Genomic DNA, 19,895 nt, shown 5'->3' with positions numbered 1-19,895 from the left:
AAATATTGTTCGGGTTACATTTTTTTAATTTTTGCTAAATACTGTCGAAAAAAAGCCGCGCCCTTTTCTTCTGTCAACGCGATATTATTTTCCGGAATTAGCTCAGGATCCTTATACACCGACAGTACCTTCTCCATGCTTGCTTCTCTAATCAAATGAATGGTGGGGTATGGAGAACGATTAGTGTAGTGGCTAGGTGAATGCTCATCTTCACCATCAAAAACATAGTCAGGATGAAAGCTGGCTATTTGTATGTCACCTTCAAAGCCGAATTCAATGAGCAAATCATTGGCGTATTCAACTAAATCCAAATACTGCTCAAACCGGCGAAAACCGAGCGAGTAAATAACCAGTGTCGTTTCAATGTCATCATTTTCCATTAGTTTCTGGCATTGCTCTGCAATAACCTCTAATGCTTTATCTAATTGCCCTGCCGTTGATATTTCATAATGGATAGTGCCATTGATAAACTCTTTTTTAGCGAACGGGCAAAAATTCAACCCAATAACGATATCTTCAAGCCATTTTTGCGTGGCCACTAATGCAGGGTGTTGTTGATTCATTGGCTGTTTTAGCTCTGTAACTTTAGTAATCTATTCATTGTATACGCTCAGAGAGCGCGTTTTTCATTTTGTTGAAGTGCCCACATTGACGCATAAACACCATTCTTAGCTAATAACGTGTGATGACTTCCTTGTTCAACAACGCGACCTTTACGCATCACAACTATTTCATCTGCATCAACAACGGTTGAAAGGCGATGTGCTATCACCAAAGATGTTTTGCCCAAGCTCACTTCCTTCATCGCATTCAAAATAGCCCTTTCAGAGTGACTATCTAGCGATGAAGTTGCCTCATCAAAAACAAGTATGGATGGGTTCTTTAAAATAGTTCTTGCAATTGCTACACGCTGCTTTTCACCACCAGATAGCTTCAAGCCTCGTTCACCGACCATGGTGTTTTCTTTATCAGGCAATTCGTTGATAAACGTTTTTAGGTGCGCCATTTCAATCGCTCGCCAAACATCGCTTCTATCGGCGCGTGGGTTACCGTACTGAATGTTAGCAAATAGAGTATCGTTGAAGAGCACAGTATCTTGAGGAACAATACCGATATGCGCGCGCAAACTTGTTTGTTGAACAGTTGCGATATCTTGCCCATCAATATAAATAGCGCCAGCTACAGGATCGTAAAATCGAAACAGTAACTTCACTAATGTAGATTTACCTGAGCCACTATCACCCACTACGGCGACTTTTTGCCCAGGCATAATGGTTAGGTTGATATTGTCTATCACTGTGCGACGCTCATCGTAATTAAAAACCACATCTCGAAATTCAATTTGGCTCGATTGCACCGCTAATGGTTTGGCATTGGGCCCGTCTGTCACTTGAGGCTTTTTCGACAATAAACTAAACATGTGTTCAATATTGGCCATTGATCCTTTTATCTCTCGATAAACAAAACCTAAAAAGTTCAATGGTAGAAACAACTGCATCATAAACGCGTTAATCAAGACGAAATCACCCAATGTCATAGCCTCATAGGTCACTTGATAAGCAGCCATCGCTAGCATTACTGTCATAGAAATAGCAATAATTAACGCCTGCCCACCATTTAAGGCAAACAGTGACAATCGGTTTTTTATTTTAGCCTTTTCCCATTCAGCTAATTGAGCGTCATACGCCTTTGCTTCATAGTCTTCGTTAGTAAAATATTTCACCGTTTCATAGTTTAACAAGCTATCGATAGCACGAGTATTACTCGAAGAATCGGCCTTATTGGCCTGTCTGATGTAACCGGTTCGCCATTCTGTCGCTTTTACAGAATAGGCTACATAAGTCAAAATCGACACAAGCACCATCAAAGAAAAACCAATGCCATAGTTGTAACCAAGAATGCCAACAACAAGCAGTATTTCAAACAATGTTGGCACAATATTGAAAACCATAAAGCGCATCAAAAAACTAATGCCTGAAGTACCACGATCAATATCGCGAGACAGTCCTCCGGTTTGCCGATTTAGATGAAAATTAAGCTCTAACTGATGGAGGTGCTGAAAGACTTTTAACCCAATTCGCCGAATGGCTCGCTCTGTCACGCGACCAAACAAGGTGTCACGTATTTCGGCAAAAATAACGATGGAAAATCGAACCAATCCATAGGCAGCCACCAAGCCTAGCGGGACAAGATAAATTTTATTGGATGTTTGCGTATCTAGCGTATCCACAAGGTCTTTGAGGATAAATGGCAGGTATACAGACGCTATTTTTGTAAGAATCAAACACGCTACAGCAATACTGATTCTCAATTTAAACTCTGTTAAATAAGGCCACAGCGTTTTTAGCACACGCCAGTTTATTTCAGTGACTTCATAATCTGGGTGATGGCTGCGGCGCATAATCTACACTAATCTAGGTCAATATTATGATTACCATGTGCCTTTTTGGCAGCAAGGTAGTCAGCATTGTCTTGTTTGAGGTGAACTTTCGTATTGATAACCTCTACCACAGTAAAATGCTCAGCAAGCGCTTTAGCCTTTTTAGGATTGTTAGTTAGCAGCTTAAACTTAGATATATCTAATCCGTTAAGCATGGCTATAGCGTGCTCAAAACTGCGCTGGTCATCATCAAAACCTAATTCATTATTAGCTTGATATGTATTTAGACCTTGGCTTTGCAATACATATGCATCAATTTTATTGTAAAGGCCAATACCTCTACCTTCCTGACGCATATAAAGAATAATACCGCCCTGCTTAGACATAATGTCGATGCTTTCATCAAGTTGCTCTCCACAGTCACAACGGGACGAGTGAAAAACATCGCCTGTTAAACATTCTGAATGCACACGAACAATCGGAGCTTCTTGTTTTATATCGGCTTGTTTAAAGACTATAGCAACATGTTCATTGTCTTTATCAAAGCAGGTAAAGCTAATGATTTCAGCATCGATGTCACTTTTGGGGCCTACTTTAAGATTTACTCGGGCTCTAATTTCAGACATAAAATTTTCTATTCTCACTGCGTTATCAAGGCTACGACACCTGATAAATTAGACGCGGAATTTTACCGCTTGTTAATTGAATTCGCGAATATTTATATAAAATATTCTCGTCTATCTTGTGCTATTTATAACTGTCAAATTGGCGACCATTTCTTTACATAACCAATGAATATAAGGTTTGCAGCCAAATGCACTACACTTATAAATGAACCCACTGATAAAAAGAGGATGTATTTATGAGTGCTATTTGGAAAAATCATGCCATGCATTTAGCCAACATGATTAATTGCAACAATGAAACACAAGCCCATTTGTATTTGGAGCAATTAATGCTGTTTCCTGTTGATGTACAGGACAAAATTATTGAAGAAATTAGTAATCTTACACATTGTAATAGCGATGCCGTTGCCGACATCATTACACGTTATTCAATGCCCGAATTAAAATAGAAATAATTCATTAACGGCGAAGTTGTTGGTCGCGTAATTGCGCAATTTCGTCTCTAACCGCAGCAGCTTGTTCAAACTCTAGGTTTTTCGCATGCTCTAACATGTTTGCTTCAAGCTGCTTTGCTTTCTCTTCAATATCATCAAACGACATGACTTTGTAATGAGCCGCTTTTTCAGCCACTTTCTTAGCGATAAGCTCTGATTCAGGATCGACGCCAACATCCATAACATCTGTTATCTTACGCACTACACCCTTCGGCGTAATATTGTTGGCTTCGTTGTATGCAGCTTGCTTGTCACGACGTCGGTCTGTTTCATCGATAGCACGTCGCATAGAACCGGTAATTCTGTCTGCATACAAAATAGCATGGCCGTTAACGTTACGTGCTGCACGACCGATAGTTTGAATTAAAGAGCGTTCAGAGCGAAGAAAGCCTTCTTTGTCGGCATCTAAAATTGCCACCAGAGAAACTTCTGGCATATCAAGACCTTCTCGCAACAAGTTAATGCCGACAAGCACATCAAATTTACCTAAACGGAAGTCTCGAATAATTTCGACACGTTCAACGGTATCAACGTCAGAATGCAAATAACGTGTTTTGATATTATGTTCATCTAAATAGTCGGTTAGATCTTCTGCCATACGCTTAGTTAATGTAGTCGCGAGAACACGCTCACCAATAGGTATGCGTTTGTTGATTTCAGACAAGAGATCGTCAACTTGGCTATCTACAGGACGCACAGTAATCTGCGGGTCTAGCAAACCCGTTGGGCGCACTACTTGTTCTGCCACTTCCCCACTCGACTTCTCTAACTCGTAATCGCTTGGTGTGGCTGATACATATATTGTTTGAGGCGCTAGTGCCTCAAATTCTTCAAATTTTAGTGGGCGATTATCTAGCGCTGATGGCAACCGGAAGCCATACTCCACCAAATTTTCTTTGCGAGAGCGATCGCCTTTGTACATAGCACCGATTTGAGGCACAGTTACGTGAGACTCATCAATAACCAACAAACCATCGTCAGGCAGATAATCGAAGAGTGTCGGTGGCGCCTCCCCCGACGCACGGCCAGAAAGGTATCGGGAATAGTTTTCGATACCTGAGCAATAACCAAGCTCAGTCATCATTTCAATATCGAACTGTGTGCGCTGAACTATACGCTGCTCTTCAATAAGCTTGTTCAGATCTTTGAGCTGCTTTGCACGGTCTTTGAGTTCTATTTTAATAGACTCAACCGCTGATAAAATTTTGTCTCGCGGCGTCGCGTAATGCGTCTTAGGGTAAACGGTAACGCGAGCCAATGTACGCTCAACAGCACCAGTTAATGGGTCAAATTCACTGATCTTTTCCACTTCTTCGTCAAACAGCTCAACACGTAACGCAATACGATCAGATTCAGCCGGGAATATATCAATAACATCACCACGAACACGATATGTAGCGCGCTGAAAAGCGACATCATTGCGCGTGTATTGCAGTTCAGCAAGCCTACGTAAAATATCGCGTTGATTAATAATGTCTCCTTGACGGAGATGCAACATCATTTGCAAGTAAGAATCTGGGTCACCTAGCCCGTATATCGCTGACACTGACGCAACAATAATAACGTCACGTCTTTCCATTAATGCTTTCGTCGCCGACAGTCGCATCTGCTCAATATGATCATTAATAGACGCATCCTTTTCGATAAAGGTATCTGTTGTCGGCACGTAGGCTTCGGGTTGATAATAGTCGTAGTAAGAAACAAAGTACTCAACAGCATTATTTGGAAAGAACTCTTTCATTTCTCCATAAAGTTGAGCCGCCAACGTTTTGTTCGGTGCGAGCATCATAGTTGGACGGTCAAGCTGCGCAATAACATTGGCTACAGTAAAAGTTTTACCTGACCCCGTTACTCCCAGCAATGTCTGATGTGCTAAACCAGACTCAATACCTTCTAACAGTTGGGCAATTGCCGTAGGCTGATCGCCGCTTGGCGTATAATCTGAAACTAATTCTAACGACTTCATGTAGATTGAGGCTCCGCGTCAGCATCAACGTCACGATCACTAAACTGACGGGTAAATGAATAATAAGAAATAAAGGCCATCACTAAATTGCCGCATAGCGCACCAATAAAGAAACCTTCTATACCGTAAAACTTGCTACCTAAATATGCCAAAGGCACGTAGCAAACGAACAAACGAATAACAGATAGAACAAGCGCAACCATAGGCTTATGCAGCGCATTAAACGATGAGTTTGTCAGGATAATAATACCCTGTAAGCCATAGCCTAACGGTAAGGTATATATAAATAATTTAATTAAATCAGCGACTTCTTGCTCTTGCGAAAACGCATCTGCGATGAACGGCGACGCTAATATAAGTACGGCGTAAATCAATACCTGCCAAACCATGACAAACTTGATCGATGTTCGATAGGCTTGTTCTACGCGTTCCATATTGCCTGCACCAAAATTTTGGCTAATAAATGGTGGTAACGTCATCGACATTGCAAGAACGACTAAGCTAGCGATTGATTCAATGCGCGAACCCACACCAAAGGCAGCAACCGCTGGCTCACCATATTTAGCAATAATGGCAGTCATAATCGCTGCTGCAATTGGCGTTAACATGTTGGCGCCAGCTGCCGGTAAACCGATATGCAAAATGCGCTGACAGGCAGCATTGAACGTTTTTAACGGAATGAGGCATGCATGCACTAACTTGCGTTTGTTAACCAATATATGGAGCACAAAAGCCAACGCAAACAGCCAAGAGATAAGCGTAGCTATTGCAGCGCCTTTGACCCCCATCGCCGGAACAGGACCTAATCCAAAAATAAAGAGAGGGTCTAGTATCGCGTTTATAAGACCGGCACTCCCCATTATAATGCTCGGTGTGCGTGTATCACCCGATGCACGAAGCACCGCATTACCTATCATTGGACCAATTAAGAACACACTGCCGAGATACCAAATATCCATGTAATCATGAATAAGCGGCAATAGTTCTTCGCTTGCGCCCAGCAACAAAAAGATTTCGTCAGTGTAGTAGTAACCAACAGCAGAAATGATGGCAACAATTGCGGCAGCTAGGTACATAGCACTCGTTGCACTGTCTTTAGCAGCTTCTTTGTCATTCGCCCCAAGGTACTTTGCAATAACTGCTGATGTACCGATACCCAAACCAATAGCTAAGCTAATAACAGTAAACGTAATAGGAAAGGTAAAGCTCACTGCTGCAAGCGGCTGCGTGCCTAACAAGCCGACAAAGAATGTATCGACGAGATTAAATGTCATTAATAGGATCATTCCGTAAATCATGGGAATGGTCATATCCTTTAATGTTTTTGCTACTGGATCTCGAAGCAGGTCTATTTGATGTTTATTTTCGTTATCTGTCATTAATTAAGGCGCTTTTCAGCGGTAAAGTCATTACACGGCATATTGTAAAAGATACTAATAGGAGTCGCTACGCGAATATATAATTTCATCGTAATAATAGCGTCTAATTCGTAACTAAGCTTTTCCAACAGATAAAGACAATATTAATAATTAGAAAATCCTAAAAACATTATATTTAACTTAGCAAAACAAAAGATTTGTACAAATTTCGCACTCAACTAACGTTTTAAGCACATGTAAACACCTAAACAACTGTAATATAAGCACTTCTGATTTATGTTACATTTTTTAACCAATCTGTCTGAGGCCCCGATTTTGCGTCGTCTCGATCTGTTATTACAGCTTAACTCACATAGTTATCCACAACATGCGTGGATAACTTAATAAAGTTACGACGAGACACTGGGTAGAGACCACTTTTTATACGCACCGTTTAGATTTAACGCTAATTGGCTACAAAGCGGGCAAACGATACGATTATTAAAATTTTTTGTCATTTTTGTGTTGACACTCTCACAAAGCGGCTTTAATATTCCGCCCCGTTAGCGAGACGCAAGCTTGTTAACGGAATAAACACTATTCCCCTGTAGCTCAGTTGGTTAGAGCGGTGGACTGTTAATCCATGTGTCGTCTGTTCAAATCAGACCAGGGGAGCCACATTATAAGTGATGGCTAGTTATTAAGGTAATTAGCGGTTGCTTGAGTCAACGACTCAAAAGTAAAAGTTTATTCCCCTGTAGCTCAGTTGGTTAGAGCGGTGGACTGTTAATCCATGTGTCGTCTGTTCAAATCAGACCAGGGGAGCCAATAAAAAAAGCCGCTTTTTAGCGGCTTTTTGCTTATCTAGCCTATAAAAATTCTAAGATATCTATTCTCATTAGCTACCTTACCTGTAATGTCCACTCTGGTATGTAAAGAAACAACTTTATATCGAAACTCTACAGCGCAAGCGCGCTAAATAGTCGACAGCAAAATACTTGTTTCACTAGCTACTACGCCTTCTATTTCTCTTACTATCCGCAGTACGCGATCGAACTCAACTAAATTGGTCGCAGTAATTTCTGCCACTAAGTCCCATTTACCATTAGTCGTGTGCAACTTTTCGAGCTCTGGAATGCCTCGCAAATGCTGAATAACTCTAGATGTTGAACGTCCTGTAACTTCTATCATCATAGTTGCTCGCACAGCATTTATATCTAATCCTTGATGCGCCCTTATAGTAAAACCAAGAATCGCCCCTGTTTCAACGAGCTTATCAATTCTATTTTGTATTGTTGCTCTGGATACTCCTAATATATTCGCTAAATGAGACACACTGGCTCGCCCGTCCTCACGCAACAATGCTATCAGCTTTCTATCCAAATCATCATATCGATGAGGATTGAGTGACTTTTCATCAGACTTACCAATTTGCACAATGCAACCTTTCATTTTGCTCAATTTATATAGCAAAACATCATATTTTTTGTCTTTTTGTTTATCAAGTGTCTTTTGTAAGCTACAAAAAATAACTTAAATAATCGAAACAGAAATGACTAAACAGGCCCCAAATACCGTTGTAATGGTTCGCCCTCACCACTTTCACCCAAATCCACAAACACTTGCAGATAATAGCTTTCAATCATCTGACTACACAGCCGATACAAAGCAACAAGCTCGATCTGCGTACGCCGAAGTGACCGAGGTTGCCCGTGTATTGACCAACCGTGGTGTAACAGTAGAGCTGTTTGAAGACGAAACCACCATCACGCCAGACTCTGTCTTTCCTAACAATTGGTTTAGTACTCATGACTCTGGTCAAATTCTACTTTACCCAATGTATGCGCAAAACAGACGACTGGAGCGACGCCATGACATCGTGCAAACACTAAAAACACACTATGGATTCAAAGGAGTAGTTGACCTCTCTTACTTTGAACATGATGCTATGTATTTGGAAGGAACTGGCGCTCTCGTATTAGATCATGACAAAAAGCTTGCCTATGTAGCACTGTCCAATCGAGCACACAAAAAACCGGTACATGAATTCTGTGAATTGATGGGCTTCGACGCAGTTTACTTTGCAGCGCACAACAAAAATAACGTTGCCGTCTACCACACTAATGTAATGATGGCAGTCACTAGTGACTTCGTATTTTTAGCTGATGCTATGATTTTTAACAAAAGCGAAAGAAATCAGGTATTAAATACTATTGATCGTAGTGGCAAAAAGTTAGTGCCACTTAGTGAGGAGCAAATTAATAGATTTGCCGGAAACGTTTTGGAGCTAGACGGTAAAAATGGCCGATTCATTGCCATGTCAACGTCAGCATTTGATGCATTGACTCAAGAACAAAAACGCTTGATTCAAACACACGTTGATATCGCCCATATAAATATTCCAACAGTAGAGCTTGCCGGTGGCTCTTTGCGCTGCATGCTTGCAGGTATTCATTTACCCCCCATCGAACCTACTGAAAAATAGCTGATAAAAATAAGATGGTTAGCCAATACAAACAATATTCGATAAGCTAAAACGATAATGAAAAATAAGGAATAATTATGTTTGACCAAGCGCTCAATTTTGTCGTCGGAAACGTCAATGATGTCCTGTGGGGTTCTGGTCAACTACTCATTTATATTCTAGTTTTCGCTGGCTTTTGGTTTACATACCAGTTGCGCTTCGTTCAACTTAAACAGTTTCGTCATATGTTTTCAGTGATGAAAAACAGTCAACATGGCGATAAAGCTGGTATAAGCTCCTTTCAAGCATTGTGCACAGGACTGTCTGCTCGTGTCGGTACCGGTAATTTAGCGGGTGTATCGGTTGCGATTTCCTTAGGCGGTGCTGGTGCTATTTTTTGGATGTGGGTTATCGCTTTGCTTGGCATGGCGACGGGCTTTGCAGAAAGTGTACTCGGCCAACTATATAAAGTGAAAGACGAAAACGGCGAATACCGTGGAGGCCCAGCTTACTATATTCAGATGGGGCTCAATAAGCGTTGGTTAGCCATCGCATTCGCGCTTTGCTTATTCCTAGGTTATGGCCTGAGCTTTAGCGCTATGCAAGCAAACACCATCACCGACGCCTTAAACCATGCTTTGGATATTAACCCTACATACTCAGGACTCGTCATAACCATTTTAGCAGGAGTTATTGTTGCAGGCGGTCTGCGCAGTATCGCGCGGTTTGCCGAATTAGTCGTCCCTTTTATGGGTATCGCTTACATTGCTTCTGCACTTATTATTACCGCCATCAACATTGAGTTGGTCCCCACACTTTTTGCAGAGATATTTGCGAGTGCTTTTGGCTTAACCGAAGCTGGTGCAGGAGCACTTGGCGCTGCCATAAAAAATGGTATTCAACGTGGTTTGTATTCAAATGAAGCAGGAGCAGGTTCAGTACCGCATGCATCAGCAAGTGCAACGCCAAACCCTAACCACCCTGTTACTCAAGGGTATGTTCAAATGCTTGGTGTATTTATCGATACCATGGTGCTGTGTACATGTACCGCCTTTATTATTCTTCTGGCTGGTATCGAAACGAGTGGGCAAATGGAAGGTATACGCTTGACTCAAGATGCTATGACCAGCCATATGGGCGATGGCGGTGTTTATTTTGTTGCCGCTGCTATCACGTTATTCGCATTTACTTCTGTTGTAGCTAACTTTGCTTACGCCGAGAGCAACCTACACCTATTCCATATGGATAACAAAATAGGAAGAAGTATCTACACTGCATGTTACTTGGGTATGGTACTTTGGGGGGCAAACGCTTCTTTAAAACAGGTGTGGGCAATGGCTGATATGGCATTAGGCTTAATGACACTGGTTAATATTTTCGCCATTGTTTTGTTAACTCCTACTATCAAAGCCCTTTATCAAGACTATTTGGCCAAACAAGCCAGTAAGTCCGACATGACCTTCCGTCAAAATGAAGTCCAAACACAGGGGACGCTAGAAACGGGTATATGGAATAACGAAAAGAATTAGAGCTTTTATACAAAAATTAACATCAAGGTGTTGCAATTTAAAAAAAATACAAGCATGTTAAATAACAAGTGCAGACGGCCCACCGTTTGTTAAACCGTTAATACTAACCCTTCATAGTTTTCGTCTGTCGACTATGCAGGTCATTAGACAGACAACATCCCTGGTGTATCTAATCCACACCAAGGAACTACAATTTGGAAAAAGGAGTAGCGCTTCAATGTGTTCAATCTTTGGAATTCTCGATATTAAAACAAGTGCAGAGGCATTGCGCCCTATTGCACTAGAATGTTCTCGCTTATTACGTCACCGTGGCCCTGATTGGTCAGGTATTTACCACTCTGACAACGCTATTTTAGTTCACGAACGCCTAGCTATTGTTGATACTGAGCATGGCGCACAGCCACTTTATAACCAAGACAAAACAAATGTGCTGGCGGTAAACGGTGAAATATATAACCACAAAGCCTTGGCATCAGGTTTAGGTGTAGACTACGAATTTCAAACAGCATCTGACTGTGAGGTTATTTTGCCTCTATACGAAGAGCATGGCGCAGAGTTTGTTGACAAGCTCCAAGGTATGTTCGCATTTTGTTTATACGACCAAGCACAAGATCGCTATATCATAGCCCGCGACCATATCGGTATTATCCCGCTTTACACGGGTTTTGATGCAGATGGTAACTTTTACGTTGCCTCTGAAATGAAAGCCCTGATGCCGGTATGTAAAACAGTTTCTGAATTTCCTCCAGGCCATGTACTTGACAGTAAAACAGGTGAAATTCGCAAGTATTACAAACGTAACTGGCAACAGTACGATGCAATTAAGGACAACAACACGAGTAAAGAGAAATTACGCGCAGCATTAGAAGATTCGGTAAAGAGTCACTTAATGACAGACGTACCTTACGGTGTATTGTTATCCGGTGGTCTAGATTCGTCGCTTGTGTCAGCAATCACGCAAAAGTACGCTTCTCGACGTATTGAAGAAAATGATTTATCTGAGGCTTGGTGGCCTAAGGTGCACTCTTTCGCTTGCGGCTTGGCTGGCTCTCCAGATTTAGAAGCAGCGCAAAAAGTAGCAGACAGTATTGGCACTGTTCACCACAGCGTCATTTTTACCGAGCAAGAAGGTATTGATGCGCTAAAAGAAGTGATTTATCACTTAGAAACGTACGACGTAACAACGGTTCGAGCATCTACGCCAATGTACCTTATGGCAAGAAAAATCAAAGCCATGGGCATCAAAATGGTACTTTCTGGTGAAGGTGCCGATGAAATCTTTGGTGGTTATTTATACTTCCACAAAGCACCAAACGCTCAGGAATTTCACGAAGAACTTTTACGTAAGTTAGATAAGCTTCACATGTTTGATTGCTTACGTGCCAACAAAGCTATGTCTGCATGGGGTATTGAAGCACGAGTACCATTCTTAGATAAAAACTTCTTAGATGTAGCAATGCGAATCAACCCAGAAGATAAAATGTGCGGTGGCGGTAAAATTGAAAAAGGTATTTTGCGTGCGTCTTTCGAGGGCTACTTGCCTGAAGAAATCTTATGGCGTCAAAAAGAACAATTTTCAGATGGCGTAGGTTACTCATGGATTGATGGCTTGAAGACCTATGTTGAATCACAAGTAAGCGATCAACAACTGGAAAATGCTAAGTTTAAATTCCCTATCAACACGCCTGATACCAAAGAAGCATACTTCTACAGAAGCGTGTTTGAAGAGAAATTCCCATTAGAAAGTGCAGCTAAATGCGTTCCAGGTGGAAAATCGGTAGCCTGTAGTACACCACAAGCACTCGCTTGGGATGAAGCATTTAGTAAAATGGCAGATCCTTCTGGGCGAGCAGTTCAAAACGTTCATAACGACAGTTACTAGTCAGTATTTTAATAAAAGGCGCAATAAGCGCCTTTTTTTATTACAAAACACAAACTTGATGACAATTTGCAGTTAAACTTTACTGGAATTTACTTTAAAGTAACGCCTAGTATTCTGTATAAGCTCAACAAGTAGGACAATTCACGTTGAATAAGCAAATTGATGACAGTATTCCAAGCATCAAACCTGACCGAGATCAGGTTGAAGCATATCGCACCAACAAAAAGGCAAGTAAGTCATCAACAGGTCCTTCCTCTACTGTAGATACATCATCAACGCCAGCGAAGTCTTCTGGCTTAGGTATTTTTAACAGCCTTGTACTTTATGCTGCTATTGCTGGTGGTGCTTATTGGTTCTATCAACAAGATATTAAAGGTGAGCAAGCATTGGAGGCAGCTGAGCAGCGTATTGTCGAGCTTGAGCGCCAATTATCCGCAACAGACGAGGAAATGGGAGAATCTACCGTTGCAATGCGCGCTAAACTCGAAGGCCTTATCGAGAAAACTGATACTTTATGGGGCGAAATGGACAAGTTATGGGCATCAGCATGGCGAAAAAACCAATCTCAAATAAAAGAATTGCGTTCAAAGTCTATTAAAGCTGAAAACAGCTTCAAGGATATCAATGCAAATCTAGCCAACTCAGCTGCATCTCTACAGGATTTAGCAGACAAACAAACGGCTGCGACGTTTAACATTGACGCACTTGCTGAGCAATTAACGCAAGCTCAAAATATCAAATCAGAGATAGATGCGTTGAACAGTAAGTTGATAAGCTTAGAGAGTAAATCATCTGAGCGTGATAGCCAGCAAGTTGAGCTGGCAACTATGGTTCAGGAATTAGACACTTCAGTAAAGATGTTAATTGAAAGAATGCAACCTACTAGCGCAAGTTCGTCTTCTCCTGCAACGCCTCAAGGATAACGTTTACCTGTTTGAGGTTGTTCTTCAAAAAAGCGCCCTATTGGGCGCTTTTTTAATGTCGATTTATAGGTAATAGGCTTTATAAGGAGTCAACAATATCTTTGATCAGGCTTGGGCCTTCATAAATAAAGCCGGTGTATAACTGAACAAGAGCAGCGCCAGCTTCTAACTTTTCCTTCGCGTCTTCTGCACTATGAATTCCGCCTACACCAATAATAGGTAATTTTCCGTCTAATGCTTTTGCTAATTGCTTGATGACAATCGTGCTTTGCTCTTTTACTGGCTTGCCACTTAACCCACCTTGCTCATTACCATGTAGCAAATGTTCCACTTTATCGCGTGCTAAGGTTGTATTGGTCGCAATGACGCCATCGATATTGTTTTGCACTAAACACTCAGCAATACCATTCACTTCTTCTTCCGTTAAGTCTGGCGCAATTTTCACAGCTAGTGGAATATACTTACCAAATTTTTCAGCTAATGTTTTTTGTTCTTCTTTAAGTGCAGCTAACAACTCATTTAACGCTTCACCGTATTGTAGAGAACGCAAACCAGGTGTATTTGGTGACGATATGTTTACTGTAATGTAACTTGCGTGATCATATACTTTACGCATGCAGTGAATGTAATCATCTTTTGCATTTTCTTCAGGCGTATCTTTGTTTTTACCTATATTAATACCCAGTACGCCTTTAAAGTCTGCTTTTCGCACCTGGTCAACAAGGTAGTCTACGCCTTTATTATTAAAGCCCATGCGATTAATAACTGCATTGGCTTCTTCTAGACGAAATATACGAGGCTTTGGGTTGCCAGGCTGGGGGCGTGGCGTAACTGTACCAATTTCAACAAAACCAAAGCCAAGCGCTGAAAACGCTTGAATACACTCACCATTTTTATCTAATCCCGCCGATAACCCAACAGGATTCGGGAAGCGAATACCCATGACGTCTACAGGCTTTTCTTGTAATGATTGCTTATAAAGCCCCTTTAATGGTGAGTTACCAGTAAGGTGGAGACTTTTAATGGTAAGGTCATGAATAACTTCAGGATCTAACTGAAACATCACTTTACGAATAGCCGAATACAACATGGTGTTCCTCTTTTTCTAGGGTAGATAAAATAAGTCCCCGCTAAGCAGGGACTTTTCTAATCGCTATAGCACGGCGGCTATTATACAGCGCTGTGTAAACTAAGCAGCATTAATTCTCGAAGCGCTACTGAGAATTTCGCAAACTCATGTGTTTGTGACGTTCTAAAGTCAGCTAGAATATGCTGCCAACGCTCCAATGGTTGAGCGCTTTGTTCAAACCACTTATCGAGAAGCTCGTCGGTACTCTTGCTTTTCGCATCAGCTTTCAAAGCAACCATCGTAATAGAGCGCTGCTGCCAGTCCAACTCTTCTCGGAATGACGCACGTGCTAATGCTTGCCAGTGGTTAGATACTGGTTGCTTAGTAATCTGGTCTAAGAACCAATGCAGATCTAAACGGTCACCTAACTTGAAGTATAGTTCCGCGACTAACTCAACCGAACGACCATCTTGGTTCGCAATTTCTGCTAAGTCCATAACAGAGAACAAAGTACTTAGTTGAGAAATACGTCGTGCTGTTTTCTTCGGTACACCCGATTTAACAAGCCCATTTTCAACATGCTGCAATTGTTCAACTTCTTCTGACGCCATGAACTTATCTAAGCTCTTAGTCATCGTTGCAAAGGTGCCACTGAAGAAGTCTATTGTTTGTTGAATGTCCATGCCTTTATCACGATGACGCAAGAACCAACGGGTTGCACGACGAACGTTACGACGCAATTGGAAAAGCATTTCCGTTTGAACCGAAGTAGGAATCTTGTTATCAAGCTTGGCGATATCGGCCCATACAGTGCCCATTTCGAATACTTCGCTCGCCATTGTGTAGCAATTTGCCACTTCTGCAACGCTCGCACCAGTCTCTTCTTGCATGCGGTTAACGAAATTGAAGCCCATGTCATTGCCAAGTTTGTTGGCAAGCTTGGTGGCAATAATTTCTGCACGAAGCGGATGATCTTGCATTTGCTTCGCATACTTCTCTTGAAGTTGTTTAGGGAAAGCACTAATTAGCAAGCGATCGTGATATGGGTTATCTGTAATTTCAGGACATACAAGATCTTCTTTCAACACCATTTTGCTGTATGCAAGTAGTACTGAAAGTTCAGGGCGAGTTAATCCTTTATTTTGCGCTAAGCGTTCTGCAAGTTCATCATCATTTGGAATAAACTCTAACGCTCTGTCAAGTTTACCTGCACGCTCTAACTCATGAATAAAGCGAGTTTGCTCTTTCAATTGAGACGCGCCACGCATTGCGGTAATGGACAAAGAGTGTGTTTGGTCGTAACAGTCTTCTAGCACGATATCAGATACTTCATCGGTCATATCGTAAAGTAACTGATTACGTTGTTTAACCGTTAAGTCACCCGATGTAACTAAGCCGTTAAGTAATATTTTGATGTTAACTTCGTTATCAGAACAATCAACACCGCCGACATTATCAACAGAATCAGCATTAATACGACCACCTTTAGCACCGTACTCGATACGGCCAAGTTGTGTAAGGCCAAGGTTACCACCCTCACCCACAACTTTCGCTCTTAGCTCGCTACCATTGATACGTAGTGAATCATTCGCACGGTCACCCACTTCCGCATTGGTTTCAGTCGAACCTTTCACATAAGTGCCGATACCACCGTTCCACATTAAGTCGACCTTCATCATCAATATTGCTTTGATTAGGTCGTTAGGTGCCATGCTTTGCTTTTGGGTGCCAAGCATTTTCTTAATTTGAGGGGTAAGCTTGATTGACTTCGCCGCTCGGCTAAAGATACCACCGCCTTCAGAGATAAGGTCTTTGTTGTAATCTTCCCATGTACAACCAGGCATGTTAAATAGGCGCTCACGTTCTTTGTAAGAAGAAGAAGCTACTGGTTCAGGATCGATAAAGATGTGCATGTGGTTAAAGGCTGCTTGCAAACGAATATGTTTAGAAAGCAACATACCATTACCAAATACGTCACCAGCCATATCACCGACACCAATTACTGTGAAATCAGTAGTTTGACAGTCAATATCCATTTCACGGAAATGACGTTTAACGGATTCCCACGCGCCTTTAGCGGTGATACCCATACCTTTATGGTCATAACCGACACTTCCACCTGATGCAAAAGCGTCACCCAACCAGTGGTTGTACTCTTCAGAAATCGCATTTGCAATATCTGAGAATGTTGCCGTACCTTTATCGGCAGCAACAACTAAATATGGATCATCTTCATCATGGCGAACAACGTCATTCGGCGGAACAATCTCACCTTTAACAATATTATCTGTAATATCAAGTAGGCCTCGAATGAAGGTACGGTAACACTCTTTACCAGCCTCAAACACTTCTTGTCGTGAACCATTAACAGGAAGTTGTTTACAAACGAAACCACCTTTTGCGCCTACAGGTACAATTACCGTGTTCTTTACTTGCTGTGCTTTAACAAGGCCTAGTACTTCTGTACGGAAATCTTCTCGGCGATCTGACCAACGTAAACCACCACGAGCCACTTTGCCACCACGTAAGTGAACACCTTCGACTTGTGGCGAGTAAACAAAGATTTCAAATGCAGGAATAGGCTGTGGAATATCTGAAATTTCTTTTGGCGTAATTTTAAACGAGATATAAGACTTCTCGTTGCCCTGCTTATCATTTTGGAAATAGTTCGTACGGATTGTCGCATTAATCATTTCAACAAAGCGTCGAATGATGCGGTCATCATCCAAATTAGCCACATTGTCTAACGAGCTTTCAATATCCGTTAGTACTTTTGTTATCGCTTTTTCTGAACGTTTTACCGTTGGATCAAAGCGTAAATTAAATAGCTTAATTAATAATTCAGCGAGATTTGGATAACGCGCGAAAGTATCTTCAATATAGTTTTGACTGAACGTACCACCTATTTGACGTTCATATTTTGCAAACGCACGTAAAATCGATACTTCTCGACCACCTACACCTGCACCTAAAATCAGGCGGTTGAAGCCGTCATCTTCTAAATGACCACTCCACACTTTAGCAAACGCATCTTGGAATAGTGTTTGTACTTTATCAAGATTGAACTCGCGTTCACCAGTAAGCAACATGGAGAAATCCAAAATCCAACATGTCTCTCCTTCTGACGTGCGAATTGCATATGGGCTTTCACCAATCACACGCAAGCCAAAATTTTCTAACATAGGTAATACGTCGGAAAGATGAAGTGGCTCGCCTTTGTGGAACAGCTTCAGTTTAACAAATCGACTGGTCGCATCTTCTTCCTGCGGTTGATAGAACAACATCTCTAAAGGACACTGTTCACATACTTTTTCAAGCTTTTCGATATCAACAATCGCAGTACCCGGCAAGATTTCATCTTTATATGATTGCGGGAATGCCGAATATTTACGGCTTAATGCTTTACCTAGTGCCTCACCTTTGTGTGAGTTTAACGCAGCAGCAAGCTTATCATCCCAGCTACGAGCTGCTTCATTTAAGTTCTTTTCAATTTCTTTCACGTTAATATCAGCTTTTGTATGGTTCACTCGGACGATGTAATGGGTTCTTGCTTGAACAGACTCTGAGAAGTAAGTATTGAATTCAACTTCTTGATCACTGCCAAAGAATTCGCCAAGTAACTGCTGAGTTTGAATTCTCAATTTAGTGTTGTATCGCTCCCTTGGTACATACACCATACAAGAGTAGAAGCGACTGAACGCGTCACGACGAACAAACAATCCCGTGTAGTCGCGCTCTTGCATTTGCATGATACCTTTTACGTTTTGTAAAAGCTCACTGATGCTACTTTGTAAAATTTCATCGCGCGGGTATGTTTCTAAAATATTGATTAATGTTTTGTAGGCATGCGTCCCCTTACCGAACCCTGAAGCGTCGCATACACCAATCACCTTAGATTTGATAAGCGGCAAGTTCAATGCACTATTTGTGTAGTACGCTGAACCAAACAAGCCTATAAAGCGCTCTTCACCTACGACATTACCTTTGTCATCAAAACGTTTAACACCAATATAATCTAAGTGTGCTGGACGATGAACACGCGAACGGGAGTTGGTCTTGGTTAAAATCAGAAGGTTTTTACCCAGAGCTATCTCACGTGCCGTTTCGCTCAACGTAGAGATAAGGCGTTGCTTTGTGCCTTTTGAATTGCGCATTAAACCTAGGCTAGAGTCGACATTGGCAGCCAATGCAACATCACCTTTTAACGTTTTTACATCGTAAGAGCGATAGCCCATAATGGTAAAGTGATTGTCAGCAACCCACTGTAAAAACTCTAGCGAGTCTTCTTTTTCTTGCTTTTCACAAGGAAGTTTCGCCTTTTTAACGTCAGTAATGACATTGTTGAGTTTTTTGAGCATCGGTTGCCAATCATTCACAGTGAGCAAGATATCACTGACTACCGAGTATAATTCTTCGGTCAGTGATGCCATCACTTCTGCGCTGTCTTGGCGATCTATCTCGATAAAGAAAACCGTTTCAGCCTTTGATGAGCGGATTTTTGCATCTGCCGTAGACGCAATTTTAGTGATCTGATTCTTCGTGTTTCTAACAACCTGAATCGGGCTGTTGAGCATCAAATGTGGCGATAATCCTTGACGGTTTAACGCAATACGCAACGAGTCCACCAAGAATGGCATATCTTGGACGATAACTTCGATGATCGTATGGCTTGACTTCCAACCGTGCTTCGACACTTCTGGATTAAAGACTTTAATCACTGGTTTATCATCTACATGATCACTAAGTGAATTCCACAGACTCATCGTCGCACCGTACAAATCGCTGTCGTTGCGGTGTGCTAAATCTGATGTAGAGATATTGCCGTAAAGCAGGTTTGCAAATTGCTCAACTAATGGTGCCGTTTGGGAAGGCACTTTTTGTTGGATAAATTGAGCAACATTTTTCAATAATACTGAGGGTAGACCGTCTACGAACGCCATGTCGCTTTCCTTTTGGATAAAACGCTTAGAATAATTGTTGTACTGCTTTTAGTTCGTTTGCCAAACTGGAGTCGGCAAAAGCGAATTGGTCTTGTTTTACTTATTATTGAAGTCAATACGCCTCAGCAAAATCAGCTAAAAATCAAACAAACTGAACTAAAATCAATCTATCCCTATGAGGATAGACCATAGTTTTCAATTTTATTAATAAATTTAAGGTATTGCGAGCAATATTTTGTAGCCAAACCGTACAGGTTGACCAAT

The 19,895-nt window shown here is 41.5% G+C and carries 13 protein-coding genes and 2 tRNA genes; 7 read left to right on the top strand and 8 right to left on the bottom strand.

The annotated features are described in order from the left end of the window. Positions 1-14: 14 nt before the first annotated feature. Genes ACFSJY_RS09970 through ACFSJY_RS09960 form a run of 3 tightly spaced genes read right to left on the bottom strand, consistent with a single transcriptional unit; the run spans position 15 to position 3,006 of the window. The gene (locus ACFSJY_RS09970) at positions 15-563 is read right to left on the bottom strand and encodes a DUF1415 domain-containing protein (RefSeq protein WP_386033798.1); all 549 of its coding nucleotides are present in this window, start codon (positions 561-563) and stop codon (positions 15-17) included. A gap of 47 nt (positions 564-610) precedes the next feature. Further along, the gene (locus ACFSJY_RS09965; protein ID WP_386033797.1) at positions 611-2,401 is read right to left on the bottom strand and encodes an ABCB family ABC transporter ATP-binding protein/permease; all 1,791 of its coding nucleotides are present in this window, start codon (positions 2,399-2,401) and stop codon (positions 611-613) included. Between the two features lie 8 nt (positions 2,402-2,409). Continuing rightward, the gene (locus tag ACFSJY_RS09960) at positions 2,410-3,006 is read right to left on the bottom strand and encodes a GTP cyclohydrolase II (RefSeq protein WP_386033795.1); all 597 of its coding nucleotides are present in this window, start codon (positions 3,004-3,006) and stop codon (positions 2,410-2,412) included. A 236-nt stretch (positions 3,007-3,242) separates the two neighbouring features. On the opposite strand from ACFSJY_RS09960, the gene ACFSJY_RS09955 reads away from it, so the two are divergent. Continuing rightward, positions 3,243-3,455: a hypothetical protein gene (locus ACFSJY_RS09955; RefSeq protein ID WP_386033793.1), complete on the top strand. Its 213-nt coding sequence runs from the start codon at positions 3,243-3,245 to the stop codon at positions 3,453-3,455. A 10-nt stretch (positions 3,456-3,465) separates the two neighbouring features. On the opposite strand, the gene uvrB is transcribed toward ACFSJY_RS09955, so the two are convergent. Beyond that, positions 3,466-5,466, bottom strand: coding sequence for an excinuclease ABC subunit UvrB (uvrB, locus tag ACFSJY_RS09950; protein WP_386033791.1), 2,001 nt, complete (start codon positions 5,464-5,466; stop codon positions 3,466-3,468). Continuing rightward, complete coding sequence (locus ACFSJY_RS09945) at positions 5,463-6,845, bottom strand: MATE family efflux transporter (RefSeq protein ID WP_386033789.1); 1,383 nt, start codon at positions 6,843-6,845, stop codon at positions 5,463-5,465. Before ACFSJY_RS09945 ends, uvrB begins: the two co-directional genes overlap by 4 nt. A 580-nt stretch (positions 6,846-7,425) precedes the next feature. On the opposite strand from ACFSJY_RS09945, the gene ACFSJY_RS09940 reads away from it, so the two are divergent. Together ACFSJY_RS09940 and ACFSJY_RS09935 are read left to right on the top strand one after the other, a co-directional pair. Then, positions 7,426-7,502 (top strand) — tRNA-Asn (locus ACFSJY_RS09940). A gap of 73 nt (positions 7,503-7,575) precedes the next feature. Next, a tRNA-Asn gene (locus ACFSJY_RS09935) sits at positions 7,576-7,652 on the top strand. A 147-nt stretch (positions 7,653-7,799) separates the two neighbouring features. Here the strand turns inward: ACFSJY_RS09935 and ACFSJY_RS09930 are convergent. Next, entirely contained in the window at positions 7,800-8,261 is a 462-nt protein-coding gene (locus ACFSJY_RS09930) for an Lrp/AsnC family transcriptional regulator (RefSeq protein WP_386033787.1), read from the bottom strand. 115 nt (positions 8,262-8,376) lie between these two features. On the opposite strand from ACFSJY_RS09930, the gene ctlX reads away from it, so the two are divergent. The 4 genes from ctlX (at position 8,377) to ACFSJY_RS09910 (ending at position 13,622) form a co-directional block, all read left to right on the top strand. After that, positions 8,377-9,309: a citrulline utilization hydrolase CtlX gene (ctlX, locus tag ACFSJY_RS09925; protein ID WP_386033785.1), complete on the top strand. Its 933-nt coding sequence runs from the start codon at positions 8,377-8,379 to the stop codon at positions 9,307-9,309. A 77-nt stretch (positions 9,310-9,386) separates the two neighbouring features. Then, positions 9,387-10,817, top strand: coding sequence for an alanine/glycine:cation symporter family protein (locus ACFSJY_RS09920; protein ID WP_386033783.1), 1,431 nt, complete (start codon positions 9,387-9,389; stop codon positions 10,815-10,817). Between the two features lie 217 nt (positions 10,818-11,034). Further along, entirely contained in the window at positions 11,035-12,699 is a 1,665-nt protein-coding gene (asnB, locus tag ACFSJY_RS09915) for an asparagine synthase B (protein ID WP_386033781.1), read from the top strand. Between the two features lie 146 nt (positions 12,700-12,845). Further along, positions 12,846-13,622, top strand: a complete 777-nt coding sequence (locus ACFSJY_RS09910; protein WP_386033779.1) for a hypothetical protein — start codon at positions 12,846-12,848, stop codon at positions 13,620-13,622. Positions 13,623-13,701: 79 nt separating this feature from the next. On the opposite strand, the gene pyrD is transcribed toward ACFSJY_RS09910, so the two are convergent. Further along, positions 13,702-14,712 (bottom strand): quinone-dependent dihydroorotate dehydrogenase, encoded by a 1,011-nt coding sequence (pyrD, locus tag ACFSJY_RS09905; protein ID WP_386033777.1) that lies wholly within the window; start codon positions 14,710-14,712, stop codon positions 13,702-13,704. 80 nt (positions 14,713-14,792) lie between these two features. Next, complete coding sequence (locus ACFSJY_RS09900; protein ID WP_386033775.1) at positions 14,793-19,631, bottom strand: NAD-glutamate dehydrogenase; 4,839 nt, start codon at positions 19,629-19,631, stop codon at positions 14,793-14,795. Positions 19,632-19,895: the final 264 nt, after the last annotated feature.

The organism is Thalassotalea euphylliae, assembly GCF_042682785.1.
In the GTDB taxonomy this organism is placed as follows: domain Bacteria; phylum Pseudomonadota; class Gammaproteobacteria; order Enterobacterales; family Alteromonadaceae; genus Thalassotalea_F; species Thalassotalea_F euphylliae.
Note: the sequence above shows the minus strand (reverse complement) of the source record. Positions and strands in the feature narration are given on the sequence as shown.